This is a genomic window from Pseudoalteromonas sp. 2CM28B (assembly GCF_023161935.1).
This window is the reverse complement of sequence record NZ_JALNTH010000002.1, coordinates 238890-252814: the sequence shown is the minus strand read 5'-3', so window position 1 is coordinate 252814 and position 13925 is coordinate 238890. Positions and strand designations below refer to the sequence as shown.

Here is a 13925-nt window from a genome sequence, read left to right as displayed (position 1 = left end):
TCAAGTTCATTTTTTTCATTCTTGTTAATTGTATTTTATGTCATTAGCTTTATCGCAAAGTCGCTTGCATCATATTGATCTATTACGCGGCATTATCATCATATTTATGGTGATAGATCACGGCATGTATTATTGTCTAAATTATTCAGTAACTGATCCCATGACCTTACCCGGAACAGATGCGCTTACTTTTTTCACACGCTTTATATCGCATTTTTGTGCGCCATTATTTGTATTTCTAGCAGGCCTCTCTGCCGCTATTACAGAGCATAAATACGCGTGTACTCGTCAGTTTGCTAACGCTTTAATAGTTCGAGGCTTAGTGCTTATTTTATTTGAGTTTACAATTGTATCATGGTCATGGAGTTTTAATCCTCTTTTCCCGACGTTATATGCTCAAGTAATTTGGGCGATTGGCTGGGGCTTTGTGGTGCTTGGCTTGCTTCGCTTAATAAGTATATACCCTGTATTTATAGCTGGGTTATTACTGGTATTTGGTCATAACTTATTAGATGGTTTCAACTCGATTTAAGATCTTGCGCAAAACCTCAATATTTGTCGATATTGTGTTGTTAAACCTTAGTGAAACTCCATTGGATTTAACTTCTCCGATAAGGACATCAATATTATTACTGTCATTTAGCTGCAAACGTGAACATAACCCCGCTTCTCTTTCGGATTCACTATGATTTGGGAATCTAACTCCCAAAATATCAACTTCTGAGCTAATCCTGCCATTAATATCATGATGAACAATAAAACCATCAGAAAAGTATCCGTTTAATCGTAAGTAAAGTTTTACTAGTCGCTCTTGAAGCTGTGATCTTTCTTTATCTGTTAACATTCCTATTAACTTTTGAGTTTTAACAGCTTGTTGAACACCACTTTGAGGGTTATAACACCCCAAAACGGCGTATATTACATTGTTTAATAATTCCACTAAACAACTTCAATTTAAACAATTAATTACGTAGGCTGTAAAACACCTCTTGTTAAATACACCAAAGCGACTTTAAATAATGTTATTGGACAAAACACCTCAACTGCATAAATAAACAGTATCGATAAACATGCCATTTTTCGCTTATAAAACACTCAACTCATTGGCTAGTGATTTAGCTAGGTGGTTATAATTTTTGCTGTTGTATATTATGATGAGCTCACCCCCTGCATTTTTAAATCCATTAAGGTTTTTTCAGTCATTTTATTAAGGATTATCTCATGTCTAGCTATAACGAATCCCCAGAGCAAATTGCACAAGCCACTGAGGGCTATGTGATGCAGCAAACTATGTTACGTATTAAAGATCCAAAACCGTCGCTGGCATTTTATGAAAACGTATTGGGCATGAAGTTGTTAGGTAAGTACGACTTTCCTGATATGGAATTTACATTGTACTTTTTAGGCTACGAGCAAGATATGCCAAAAGGCGATGATAAACAAAAAACCCAGTGGGTGTTTCGCCGCCCTGCGCTGATTGAGCTTACCCATAACTGGGGCACTGAAAACGACGACAGCTTTAGCGGTTATCACAGCGGTAATGAAGAACCAAAAGGCTTTGGCCATATTGGTATTAGTGTACCCGATGTATACGCTGCCTGTGAGCGCTTTGCTAAGTACGATGTGGAGTTTGTAAAACAGCCAGATGACGGTTCTATGAAAGGCCTTGCCTTTATTAAAGACCCAGACGGTTACTGGATTGAAATACTCTCGCCGGAGGGCATTACTGACATAATTCAATCGCAATAAAAAACATTAAAAATAAAAAAGCCTGCAAATGCAGGCTTTTTGTTTACAAGTACTGTGAAAAACTTGAATTTTTTTAACGACGTAGTGCGTCTATACGTGCGTCAAGCGGCGGGTGAGATGAAAACAACTCAGCCATGCCTTTACCACTGGCAATACCGAAGGCCATCATTGAGCCTTCTAATTGCGATGGGTGGTTTTGCTTTAATCGCTCAAGGGCTGAACGCATTTTATCTGCGCCTACCAACTGAGCTGCGCCGCTATCGGCTGCAAATTCACGCTTACGGCTATAATGAGCAACCACTATGCTTGCCAGTACGCCAAATAATATTTGGAATAACATATCGAATAAGAAGTAAGTCCAGCTGCTGCCGCCCTCTTCTTCATCGCTATTGATGAAGTTGTCAACAATGCCAGCCATTACTTTAGCGGCAAAAATAACAAAGGTATTCACAACACCTTGAATAAGCGTTAGCGTTACCATGTCGCCATTAGCCACATGCGATACCTCGTGCGCCAATACGGCTTCGGCTTGATCTTGGCTCATGTTATGTAATAAACCCGTACTTACCGCCACCAGCGAATTATTTTTACTCGGGCCAGTTGCAAACGCGTTCATTTCTGGGCTGTCGTAAATCGCCACTTCTGGCATGTTAATACCGGCTTTTTTAGCTTGAGCAGCCACAGTGTTTACCAGCCATTGTTCGGTTTCGGTACGAGGTTGGGTGATCACTTGCGCACCAGTTGATTTTTTGGCGATCCATTTCGACATAAATAACGAAATAAACGATCCACCAAAACCAAATACAGTCGCAATTAGTAAAATTCCGCCAAGGCTACGATGGCTTAAGCCCAGCGCACTCATTATTATTGAAAGCACCACACCTAATACCAACATAACCGCGAGGTTAGTTAATAAAAACAAAAATACACGTTTCATACGAGTTCTCCAAAAATAACATTTATTGCTGAGCGATTTACTATGTTTGATCGGCTTTGAGCAATCACTGCGTTATGACACACTATGTCATAACGTCAGCGCTATTCTGTGACAAACTATGTCACAACACAAGGGTTATTTATGGATTTATCGATAATATTTCAAGCAGGGTTTTATAAATTTGTAATTTATGAGCTTGCTCTGTGTATGGGCTAATGGCAAGCAGTGGAAATGGTAAACGTGTTTTCAGTGAATCTAGGTTTGCTTGGAATTCATCCATAGTGGCATCAACTTGGTTTGCAATCCACCCTACACAATTAATCCCTAAGCTTTGCATGTGTGCAGCAGTGAGTAATGCATGATTTATACAGCCTAGTTTCATCCCTACCACTAATATTACTGGCAGTTGCTCTGCTTTTACCCAGTCGTATAAATACTCGTTATTATTAATTGGTAATGCCCAGCCGCCTGCACCTTCTGTTAATAGGTAATCGGCGCCTTGTTGCTTAACATGTTGATAAGCTATGCTGAGCTTTTCTACTGTTATGTTTATACCTGCTTGCTCTGCAGCAATGTGCGGAGCTATTGGCGGCGCAAATGCAAATGGGTTAATTATGTCGTATTTAGCGCTGACTGTGGCGCTTTCCATTAGCATTAGTGCATCGGCGTTCACAAGCTGCTCAAACGCCATTTCACACCCAGAGGCAATCGGCTTAAAACCTATTGCGCGCTTTTTATGTTGCGCGAGTAACTTTAACAGCAAACTGGTTACATGAGTTTTACCGGCGTCGGTATCGGTACCGGTAATAAAAAACTGGTTCATGGCATGGCCTTATTATTTTTACTGGGCTTTTTCTAATGATAACAATACTACATGGTAAGATACATGGGCTTTATTGTTTATAATCGGATAAGCATCACATACTTTTTGCAGCGCTGATTTAGTTAATAAACCACGACGACTTGTTGCATGATTTTGTGTGGTGGCACCAATGGCTTTGATCGATTTTATAGCCGCTAATGCACTACTGTGCTGATCGGTATAAATGACTTTTTTTGAGGTGGTGATCTTAAACCCGGCATTTTCGACCGATTGGTTTATATTATTATGGCTTGCAAACTGATTAATATGATTATGTGAATCAAGCACTGCAAAGGCGGTTTTGATCTCGTTTAATGACCCTGCAACAACCGTACTAATATAGGCTTGTCCGCCTGGTTTTAATGCTTGATAAAGCGAGTGCATTAAGATTTCAAAATTAGTAGACCACTGCAAAGCAAAATTACTAAATAGCACATCAATACTGTTAGCTTGCAGCGGTAAATTATCCATGTCGGCGCACAGTTTTGGGGTGTATAAATCACTGCTTTTTAGCATGTTAAAACTTAAATCTATGGCAACAACTTGGCCAAATAATGCCCTTAAAGCCTGAGTATTAACAAGCGGCCCTGCGCCTAGGTCAACACAGAGCCTTTTAGGGTTTGCTCTAATGAGTTTAAATAAATCATTTGCTGCTTGTTTTTGCACATTGGCATGCTGGCTGTAACTGTTTGCTGCTTTTGAAAAGTTATGCGCTGTGGTTTTTTTTAAAGCCTGAGTCGCTAAATACACTGTGGTGGGATTAAGTGGCTTAGTTTTAATTGCCTGCGGGCTTATCATGAAATGACCTTCTGTAAACTACCAACGAGTTGTTTTATATCGTCATGGGTGTGGGCTGCACTTAAGGTAATACGCAAACGCGAGGTATTGTGTAAAACAGTTGGCGGGCGAATAGCCGTTAGCCAAATGCACTGCTGCTTTAGTTGCTCACTGGCTTTTAACGTTTGCTCGGCGCAGCCTAAAACAATTGGTTGAATCGCGGTGTTAGAGTCCATTAGCGCAATGTGCTGCTCTTTTGCTAGGCGTTTAAACAGCGCAATATTAGCGTTTAATTTGGCTCGCTTGTCGTTGGCGCCTCTTATGCTCTTTATACGCGCTAAAGTATGTGAGGCAATAAACGGCGACATAGCGGTTGAGTAGGTATAATCACGATTAAACTGCAGCATGTAATCTATAAAATGCTGCGAACCTAATACGCACGCCCCACTACTAGCAACCGCTTTACCAAAGGTGATCACTAAGATATCGGGCAAGGTGTCGGCTGCAATTAAGGCTTCACAACTGCCAAGCCCCGATTTTCCTAAAGCACCAAAACCATGGGCATCGTCTATCATTAACCACGCGTTATGCTGCTTTGCTAAGGTTAATAGCGCTTTGATTGGCGCGGTATCACCATCCATGGAGAACACACCTTCAGATACAATGAGCTTATTTCGCGCTTTTGATTTTTCTAGCCGTGAGCGTAAATGGTTTATATCGTTATGGTTAAAGCGTATTAACGCGGCGTTGGCGTGTAATGCGCCATCAATTAAACTGGCATGATTGAGTTTATCTTGAAAAATCGCACTGTGTTGCGCTGTCGCTTTATCTTGAAATAGCGCTTTTATAACACTGCTATTAGCACTAAAGCCCGAATTAAACAGCATACCTGCCTCATAACCCAAAGCACTACATAAAGCTTGCTCAAGCGCTTGCTGTGGCTGTTGATAACCTGTCACTAGTGCTGAACTGTGGCTACCTAGTAATGGCGCGCTGGTTAATTCCACCGGCGAATCGCCAAACCCTAAATAATCGTTACTCGCAAAGTTAAGGTAGGTTTTATCATCAACCGTAATAGTGCGCGCTGTTGCGCTTTGTACTACATAGCGTTTACGCAAGAGCTGCTGTGCTTTGCGTTCATCTAAATGGGTGTTTATAAATTCAAATGACATAAATGCTTTAACCTTCAACGCAATACTTTAAACCATTAGCATAGTACTGAGCACTTTACGCTTCGTAAAACAATTCTGCGGTTGCTTTATCAGCCACTTGCGATGACAAAGACGCAGCAACGGCTTCATCTGAATAATCGTGGCGTGTTTCTGGGTTCATCCCGAGCTTTTTAATTAATTGCATGTCGGCATCGGCTTCTGGGTTTTCGGTAGTAAGAAGTTTATCACCATAAAATATAGAGTTAGCACCGGCAAAAAAGCACATTGACTGCATTTGCTCATTCATTGCTGTGCGTCCTGCTGATAAACGTACGTAACTATGGGGCATCATAATACGTGCTGTGGCAATGGTACGAATAAACTCAAACTGATCTAAGTCATCAACGTTTTCAAGCGGTGTCCCTTTCACCTTTACTAGCATATTAATTGGCACGCTTTCGGGCTGCTGGGGTAAATTAGCTAACTGCATTAATAAGCCATAGCGGTCGCTTGCTTGCTCACCCATACCGACAATACCGCCGGAGCATACTTTCATACCAGCGTCTCGCACATTGCCTATAGTATCAAGGCGGTCTTGAAAGGTACGAGTTGATATAATTTGCTCATAGTATTCAGGTGAAGTGTCGAGGTTGTGGTTATAGTAATCAAGCCCTGCACTGCGCAGTTCATGAGCTTTTTCGTTATTTAACATGCCTAAAGTCATACAGGTTTCAAGGCCAAGGGCTTTTACTTCTTTTACCATTTGCGAAATGTATGGCATGTCTCTGTCTTTTGGATCTGACCATGCAGCCCCCATACAAAAACGAGTGGCGCCTTTTTGTTTTGCTAACCGTGCTTGCTCTACCACTTTTTCTACTTCTATTAGGCGCTCGCGTTCTAAATCAGTTTTGTAATGCCCCGATTGCGGGCAATATTTACAGTCTTCTGGGCAGGCACCTGTTTTAATAGATAACAACGTAGAAATTTGTACTTCGTTTGGATTAAAATTAGCGCGATGCACAAAGGCGGCTTTAAATAATAAATCGTTAAATGGCATTTCAAATAAGGCTTTTACTTCCTGATGGGTCCAATCGTGTCGAACTGTTGCAAGCTCCATAATACTCTCTTTTATTTTTTGCTCTTGGTGTTATTGGCTTAGAATACGTATTGCCGTACCATTGTCAACGAAGCCCACTTAGTTAAAGTTTACATATGAACAAAAAACAAACGATAGACCTTGATTTTGATCGTCAGCACATTTGGCACCCCTACACCTCAATGACTCAACCTATTCCGGTTTACCCCGTTACGCATGCAAATCACAACCTTATTTACTTAGAAACGGGTGAACAACTTATTGACGGTATGGCCTCATGGTGGAGTGCTATTCACGGCTATAACCATCCGGTTTTAAATGAAGCGATGCACGCCCAGATAGATAAAATGAGCCATGTAATGTTTGGTGGCATAACCCACCAGCCGGCAGTAGAGCTCTGTAAAAAGCTGGTAGCGATAACGCCAGAGGGATTAACAAAGGTGTTTTTAGCCGACAGTGGCTCAGTAAGTGTGGAAGTAGCGATAAAAATGGCGCTGCAATATTGGTTAAGCCAAGGGGTTACAACAAAACAAAAATTAATGACTCCGTTCAAAGGCTACCATGGCGATACGTTTGCAGCGATGAGTGTGTGCGATCCTATTAATTCTATGCATAATTTGTACGCTGGTTTTTTGCCTGAGCATATTTTTGTGCCTGCCCCTATTAGCCAATTTAATAGTGCGTTTAATCAAGCTGAGGCTGATGAACTCAAAAGCTATTTTTTAAAGTACCACCAGCACGTTGCCGCGTTTATTATTGAACCTATAGTGCAAAACGCCGGAGGAATGAATTTTTATCATCCTGAGTATTTAGCCTGTGTGCGTAAACTATGCACTCAATATAATGTGCTGCTTATTTGCGATGAAATTGCCACCGGATTTGGCCGCACCGGCAAATTGTTTGCTGTAGAGCATGCCAATATAGAGCCCGATATACTGTGTATAGGTAAAGCGCTGACTGGTGGCGCAATGACACTTTCGGCAACCATAACTAGCGAAAAAATAGCCACAGGGATCAGCGAAGGAGAAGCTGGGGTTTTGATGCACGGACCTACATTTATGGGAAATCCCCTTGCCTGTGCTGTTGCCTGTGCCAGTATTGATTTATTACTAAGCCAAAACTGGCAACACCATATCAGCGAAATAAATACTCAATTACAGCAGCTGCATAAATGCCAAGCGCTCAGCACCGTGGCGAATGTACGTACTTTAGGAGCTATTGGCGTAGTAGAGCTTACAGAAGAGGCTGGTAGCATTGATGTCGCTAAAATTCAGGCTTATTTTGTATCTCAAGGAGTATGGATACGCCCCTTTGGTAAGCTAATTTATCTAATGCCACCGTATATAAGTGACAAAAACAGTATTCGCGCTTTATGTGATGCTATTTATAACGCCATAAAAGGTAAACATTACGTATAGATAGGTTAACTATCATCAAGGATTACGTTAAAATTTATGCAAATAATTAGTTTGCTGCCTATTCGTCCCAAAACATTGGTATTTTTAGCCCTGACCTGTCATTTAGTGTGTTGATCTGAGTGATCTTTAGGGATATGATAATGCCTATCATTTACAATAACATTTATGGACTCACTTGCTATGAAAATATTACTTAAGCCTGCCAAGACATTAAGTGCAAGTTTTTTACTCGCCTCTGCGATTTTTGCACAACCGGCACTTGCTAATGGCCCTATTGGTGAGCATGTTAATCACCTTCAAGCTAATTTAAAAACTTACAATGAAGACGTTGAATGGATGATCTCTAAAGTCGATACCATGGTAAGCGATTACGAGAAAAAAGGCGCAAAAGCAGTCAATAGTGATGATTTGGTTGAGTACTGGGAGTCAGTTAAATTCCACAGCGCCATAGAAACTAATTACGTGCCTGTCTATGCCTCTATTTGGCAAGGTTTGTATGGCATAAAAATGGCTATCGATAATAAAAAACCAGCGTCAGAAGTACGCAAACAACAACAAGCAATGAATAATGCCCTATGGCAAGGATTAGGCGCAGTTAAACTGGCGGCTAAGTTTCAACAAAAAGGGTTATTAGATAGCGTTAAAGCAACAGCAACCAAAGAAATGACGCAAAGCGCGACTATCGACGAAATTAAACACAAATTAGACCGAGTGGTCGCTAAATACGCAGAACGTTTAAGCGATGAAGCCACCAACATAGTGCACGACACCTACCTACATTTATTCGAAGGTGTTGAAGGTACACTAATTGAGCAAGACGCGAAGTTAGTAGAAATCCTAGAAAAAGACTTTAACGTCACACTTCCACAAGCAATTTCTAATAATAAAAGTGTTGATGAAGTTCGTGATGTGGTTGTTGATATGCAAACCAAACTAAGCCGCGCTCAAACGCTGATTGAAAAAGCAGAAAAAGCACGTAAGGATGTATTTTAAGTGAAACGCAGAACCTTTATTCAAGGCTTAGCTGCGTTAGGGGTAGCGGGTGCTTTACCGCTATCGCTTTCACGCGCTTTTGCCGCTGATATTGCTATTGCAAACCCCGTGTCTGTTGATACATTGCCTAAACTAAAAGGTGCATTGACGCTTTATTTAGGCCGTGGTGAAGGTGGCTTATACGAAAACGTATTACAAGCCATTCAAAAAAAGAACCCTGAACTTGACCTTGCCATTCGTCGCGGCCCTACCGCAGCGCTTGCCAACACCATTGTTGCCGAAGCAAATGCAGGGGTTAAACGTGCCGACTTATTTTGGGCAGTCGACTCTGGGGCAATTGGTTTAGTTACCGATGCCGGTCTTGCCAAGCCCATGCCGAGTGATTTATCAGCGCAATTACAGCCACAATTTAGATATGATGAATGGGCACCTGTTACTGGCCGTATTCGTACTTTACCTTTTAATACCGATCGCTTAACCAAAGAGCAAATTCCAACGAGCATTATGGACATTGCCGACAGTGATTTAAGTATTGGTTGGGCGCCTGCTTATGCTTCTTTTCAATCGTTTATTACTGCTATGCGGCTTTTAGAAGGTGATGATAAAACGGCTAAGTGGCTCAAAAAAGTTAAAAAACGATCTAAAACCTACGCCGGTGAACTCGGTGTGGTAATGGGCGTTGAACGTGGTGAAGTAGACATTGGTTTTGCTAATCATTACTACACGCTGCGCTTAAAATCAGGTAAGCCCGATGCAAAACTTGATTTAGCCTTTACGCAAAATGATGCTGGCTGTTTAGTTAACGCTTCAGGTATTTTATCGTTATCTGACGACCCACTGGCAATCAACTTTATGCGCTATTTACTTAGCATTGAAGTGCAAAGTTATTTAGCAAGCGAAGCCTATGAAATCCCACTGGTTAATGGCATTACTCAACCCGATGGATTGCCAAAGTTAACCAGTATTTCGCCACCTAAAATTGATTTAACCCAGTTGGCTGATTTACGCCCAACTATAGATTTAATGCGCAGCAGCGGCGTTTTATAATGCGAATACCTACATCTTACCCAATGGCGCTGCTTGCAGCGCTAGTGACCCTGACCCCTATTTTTGTTTTAATTACGCTTGCCTCTGACGCAAGCTCTTTTTTTGATAGCCATAATTTAACTATTTTAGGCAATACCCTGTCGTTAATGGGATTAACTGTATTAGGTTCAATTTTAATTGGTGTGCCCTTAGCATTCATTAGCGCCTATGTGCAGTTACCGTTTAAAAAGTTTTGGCTGGTGGTGTTTGCAGCCCCGCTTGCTATTCCCAGTTACATTGGCGCTTTTACGCTTTATGCTGCATTTGGTCCTGGCGGTGAAATAAACAACTTACTTGGTTTTGAAACCCCTTCTATGTATGGCTTAACGGGAGCCGCCATTGTCATGACCTTGTATACTTTTCCGTTTGTTATGATGACTACCCGTTCGTCTTTACTTAGTTTAGATGCCAGTATGGTCAACGCTGCTCGAACGCTGGGTATGTCGATGACGCAAAGCGTATTTAAAGTTATTTTACCCCGCGTAGTAAATGGCATTGCTGCAGGGTCGTTATTGGTTGCACTATATACCTTATCTGACTTTGGTACTCCCGCAATGATGCGCTTAGATACGTTTACCCGTGTTATTTATGTGGAATATAATGCTTTTGCCTTAAGCCGTGCGGCTATGTTGTCACTGCAACTGATGGTAATTGTTGGCTTTTTATTAATGATTGAATCACAAATAAAAACCGCCTCAGAGCGTCAAGGTCGTTCGCTTATTTTATTCCCTAAAAAATGGCAACTAGGCGCTATGTTTGCCACCTTTGCACCTATTTTGTTACTCGCTATTGGCCTACCCTTAGCAGTATTTACTTTGTGGTTAGTGCGTGATGGCTTTAGCTCGTTTGATTTTAGTATTGCCTGGCATTCAACTTACGCTTCAGCCATTGCCGCTATTGTTACAGTTATTGTTGCCATTCCGGTTGCCCATGCGGCTTTAAGTGGTAAGGCTGGTAAAATAATGGAACGTGTTACTTACTTTGGTTTTGGTATTCCGGGTATTGTTATGGGCACAGCGCTTGTGTACGGCGGCTTACAACTACCCTTTTTATATCAAACGCTGGGCTTATTGATTATTGCTTATATGCTACGTTTTTTACCACTTGCGGTAGGTTCTGTGCGTACCAGCACCGAGCATCTTGACCCAAGCTTGGTAAAATCAGCGCGGGTACTAGGCGCAAGCCCGCGCGAAGCCTTTACGCGTATTACTTTACCCCTAACTATGCGTGGTATTATTGCAGGTGGCGCCTTGGTCTTTTTAGAGTCAATGCGTGAATTAGAAGCCACACTTTTACTAGGCCCCACAGGCTTTGAAACGCTATCTACCTACTTATGGCGTGTTTACGAAGCCGGTTATTTTGGCCGTGCTGCTATTCCTGGCTTATTGTTGGTAGTGATTTCTGCGGGTGCTTTAGCTATTATGATGTCTGGCGAAAAACGCAACCAGTTTGAACATTAAGGATTTATAAAAAATGCTATCTGTAAGTCAGTTGTCTATAGATTATGGCAGTAACCGTGTTGTTAGCGATTTAAATTTCACCTTAGGTGAAAGCGAAATATTAATGCTTGTTGGTCCAACAGGTTGCGGAAAAAGTACTATTTTACAAGCGTTAGCGGGGCTTTTACCAATTAGTGAGGGTGAAATTAAAGTAGCTAAATGGACAGCGACACCAAAGCATACTGTGGCGCCTGAAAAACGCAGCGTAGGTATGGTGTTTCAAGACTTTGCGTTGTTCCCTCATTTAACAGTTGAGCAAAACGTATGTTTTAAACTTAAAGACACCAGCCCTGCCGATCACTGGCTAAAACTTCTTGGTTTAGATGCATTTAGGCATAAAAAACCAGCCACACTGTCAGGCGGGCAAAAGCAACGCGTAGCATTAGCGCGTACCCTTGCCCACCAACCTGACTTTGTATTACTTGATGAGCCGTTATCTAACCTTGATGCTGCCTTAAAAGATATGTTGCGTTGGGATATCCGCAACGCATTAAAAGAAGCTGGTGTACCGGCAATTTGGGTAACGCACGATCAAGAAGAAGCGCTTTCGGTGGGCGATCGTGTGGGTGTTTTAAAAGGCGGTAAAATACAACAAATTGACACCCCAGAGCAGTGTTTTAGTACCCCAAACAACCGCTTTGTTGCGCGCTTTTTAGGTGAAGCCAGCTTTATAAAAGGAACCCTAAATAACGGCCAAGCGCTTACCGACATTGGTAATGTGCCTGCAAACGGCATTGATTGTGACACTGGTGAGGTAGAAGTTTTACTTCGTCCAGATGATGTATTATTAGTACAAAGCAGTATTGGTAATAATGGTGAAGTAATTTGGGTACGCTTTGAAGGCGGTAGCCGTTTATGCGCGGTTAAACTTGCATGCGAAACCGTAGTAACTAGCCGAGTAAGCCATGAGGTGGTTGTACACCCAGGTGACAAGGTACATGTTTCGCTCAGTACATCTCACCCATTGGCGGCATTTAAAAGCTAGTAGCGTATTTATCTTACTTGAGAGGAAACCATGAACGGACCAAATCCAAACAATCCATCACCTATGGACGGTTTTCCTTAAGTAGGTTATTTAAAAAACTTTATTAAGTCACCTAATATAGAAGTGGGTGATTACACCTATTACGACGACCCTGATGGGCCTGAACATTTTGAAAAAATGTCCTTTATCATTTCGATTTTATTGGGGATCGTCTCATCATAGGTAAGTTTTGCGCCATAGCTAAAGACGTTACTTTTATAATGAATGGGGCTAACCATCAAACCTCCGGCTTTTCTTCTTATCCATTTTTTATATTTGGTAACGGTTAGGAAAAGTCTGCACTTCAACAAATTGACTTACCTTTCAAGGGCAATACTGAAATAGGTAATGATGTATGGATTGGTTACAACGCCACTATTATGCCGGGGGTAAAAATTGGCAGCGGCGCCATCATAGCGAGTAAATCTGTGGTAACCAATGATGTACCTGCCTATAGCATTGTTGGCGGTAACCCTGCAAAAGTAATAAAAAAGCGTTTTGATGAAACAACTATCAATCAACTTTTAGCAATTGCATGGTAGGGCTGGAGCAGTGAAAAAATTACCGCTCATTTAGATGCCATTACCCACGCTGATATAGACGTTTTAGCTGAAATTTAATAATTACCACTCAAACATGTAGGCCATTTTACTAATGGTTTTAAGCGGTATGTTATGACTATTGCGCTTGGCATATAAGTGTTGCATTGATTTGTCTTTTACTTCACCAACAATCACTTCTTTTACTTGATACCCTAAAGCTATCGCTGCTTGCGAATAGGCAATGAATTCCCATTTTTTAATATTAGTGTTATCAACAATAACCAGTTCAATACCTTGTGCTAACGCGTTAATAAAACGTGCTAGGTTTAGGTTATGATATTGCGATAATTTAAACTTATCGAAATGATATTCACCCTGCTCGTTTACAAAGTAATCATCTGTTGAGCAAATAAAATAATTGCTTTCATCTGCGCCCGATAATTCGTCAGCGAGATTTTGCGCATAATATGACTTACCACTGCCTGGCAGTCCTCGTAAAATAAAAACTTGTTTCATAGCATCCATTTTTTATTAATGGTAAACGTTAATTCGGTTTGATTACTAATAATGCCACAAATTGATGAATTTTCAGAGTAACAAATGGTAATAGTAGCCATTTAACTCTAAAAACTGGTTAAAAAAACCGCGCGTGACTAAAAACTTTTAAAGAGTTGCCCACAACAGTTTTTTTATTTTACTTTACTGGTATTATACAAGGTTCAAGTGCAGTGACCTTACATACATAAATGCATGAGTAACGCACAATTAATTTATATAGTTAGGCAACTTAT

At 41.2% G+C, this 13925-nt stretch carries 13 protein-coding genes and 2 pseudogenes; 8 read left to right on the top strand and 7 right to left on the bottom strand.

Annotated features, from left to right (window positions below; all coding sequences use genetic code 11):
- Window positions 1-37 precede the first annotated feature (37 nt).
- Window positions 38-517, top strand: a pseudogene (locus tag MTN96_RS03620) (DUF1624 domain-containing protein); the annotation flags it as partial.
- Here MTN96_RS03620 and MTN96_RS03615 read toward each other — a convergent pair.
- The gene (locus tag MTN96_RS03615; protein WP_138627428.1) at window positions 509-940 is read right to left on the bottom strand and encodes a hypothetical protein; all 432 of its coding nucleotides are present in this window, start codon (window positions 938-940) and stop codon (window positions 509-511) included. The pseudogene MTN96_RS03620 and the gene MTN96_RS03615 overlap by 9 nt on opposite strands.
- A gap of 281 nt (window positions 941-1221) precedes the next feature.
- Here MTN96_RS03615 and gloA point away from each other — a divergent pair, with 281 nt between their 5' ends.
- A complete protein-coding gene (gene gloA / locus MTN96_RS03610; protein WP_036982819.1) occupies window positions 1222-1749 on the top strand; it encodes a lactoylglutathione lyase in 528 nt (175 codons plus the stop codon).
- Between the two features lie 73 nt (window positions 1750-1822).
- Here gloA and htpX read toward each other — a convergent pair whose 3' ends face one another.
- From htpX to bioB, 5 genes are all read right to left on the bottom strand, one after another.
- Window positions 1823-2686 carry a protease HtpX gene (gene htpX / locus MTN96_RS03605; RefSeq protein ID WP_138627429.1) on the bottom strand — a complete coding sequence of 288 codons (864 nt, stop codon included), beginning with the start codon at window positions 2684-2686 and terminating at the stop codon, window positions 1823-1825.
- A 139-nt stretch (window positions 2687-2825) separates the two neighbouring features.
- Entirely contained in the window at window positions 2826-3509 is a 684-nt protein-coding gene (gene bioD, locus MTN96_RS03600) for a dethiobiotin synthase (RefSeq protein WP_138627430.1), read from the bottom strand.
- Between the two features lie 18 nt (window positions 3510-3527).
- Window positions 3528-4346 (bottom strand): methyltransferase domain-containing protein, encoded by an 819-nt coding sequence (locus tag MTN96_RS03595; RefSeq protein ID WP_138627431.1) that lies wholly within the window; start codon window positions 4344-4346, stop codon window positions 3528-3530.
- Window positions 4343-5497 carry an 8-amino-7-oxononanoate synthase gene (locus MTN96_RS03590; RefSeq protein WP_069439403.1) on the bottom strand — a complete coding sequence of 385 codons (1155 nt, stop codon included), beginning with the start codon at window positions 5495-5497 and terminating at the stop codon, window positions 4343-4345. Before MTN96_RS03590 ends, MTN96_RS03595 begins: the two co-directional genes overlap by 4 nt.
- A 55-nt stretch (window positions 5498-5552) precedes the next feature.
- Window positions 5553-6593 (bottom strand): biotin synthase BioB, encoded by a 1041-nt coding sequence (bioB, locus tag MTN96_RS03585; RefSeq protein ID WP_138627432.1) that lies wholly within the window; start codon window positions 6591-6593, stop codon window positions 5553-5555.
- A gap of 95 nt (window positions 6594-6688) precedes the next feature.
- On the opposite strand from bioB, the gene bioA reads away from it, so the two are divergent.
- From bioA to MTN96_RS36970, 6 genes and pseudogenes are all read left to right on the top strand, one after another.
- Window positions 6689-7990, top strand: coding sequence for an adenosylmethionine--8-amino-7-oxononanoate transaminase (bioA, locus tag MTN96_RS03580; protein ID WP_138627433.1), 1302 nt, complete (start codon window positions 6689-6691; stop codon window positions 7988-7990).
- Window positions 7991-8170: 180 nt separating this feature from the next.
- Window positions 8171-8983, top strand: coding sequence for a hypothetical protein (locus MTN96_RS03575; RefSeq protein ID WP_036983462.1), 813 nt, complete (start codon window positions 8171-8173; stop codon window positions 8981-8983).
- Window positions 8984-10030, top strand: coding sequence for an ABC transporter substrate-binding protein (locus tag MTN96_RS03570; protein WP_069439400.1), 1047 nt, complete (start codon window positions 8984-8986; stop codon window positions 10028-10030). It abuts the gene before it with no gap.
- The gene (locus MTN96_RS03565) at window positions 10030-11529 is read left to right on the top strand and encodes an iron ABC transporter permease (RefSeq protein WP_036982834.1); all 1500 of its coding nucleotides are present in this window, start codon (window positions 10030-10032) and stop codon (window positions 11527-11529) included. Before MTN96_RS03570 ends, MTN96_RS03565 begins: the two co-directional genes overlap by 1 nt.
- A 13-nt stretch (window positions 11530-11542) precedes the next feature.
- Window positions 11543-12553 carry an ABC transporter ATP-binding protein gene (locus MTN96_RS03560; RefSeq protein WP_036982836.1) on the top strand — a complete coding sequence of 337 codons (1011 nt, stop codon included), beginning with the start codon at window positions 11543-11545 and terminating at the stop codon, window positions 12551-12553.
- Between the two features lie 30 nt (window positions 12554-12583).
- Window positions 12584-13212: pseudogene (locus MTN96_RS36970) on the top strand (CatB-related O-acetyltransferase).
- 3 nt (window positions 13213-13215) lie between these two features.
- Here the strand turns inward: MTN96_RS36970 and MTN96_RS03550 are convergent.
- Window positions 13216-13650 carry an AAA family ATPase gene (locus MTN96_RS03550; protein WP_013464982.1) on the bottom strand — a complete coding sequence of 145 codons (435 nt, stop codon included), beginning with the start codon at window positions 13648-13650 and terminating at the stop codon, window positions 13216-13218.
- Window positions 13651-13925: the final 275 nt, after the last annotated feature.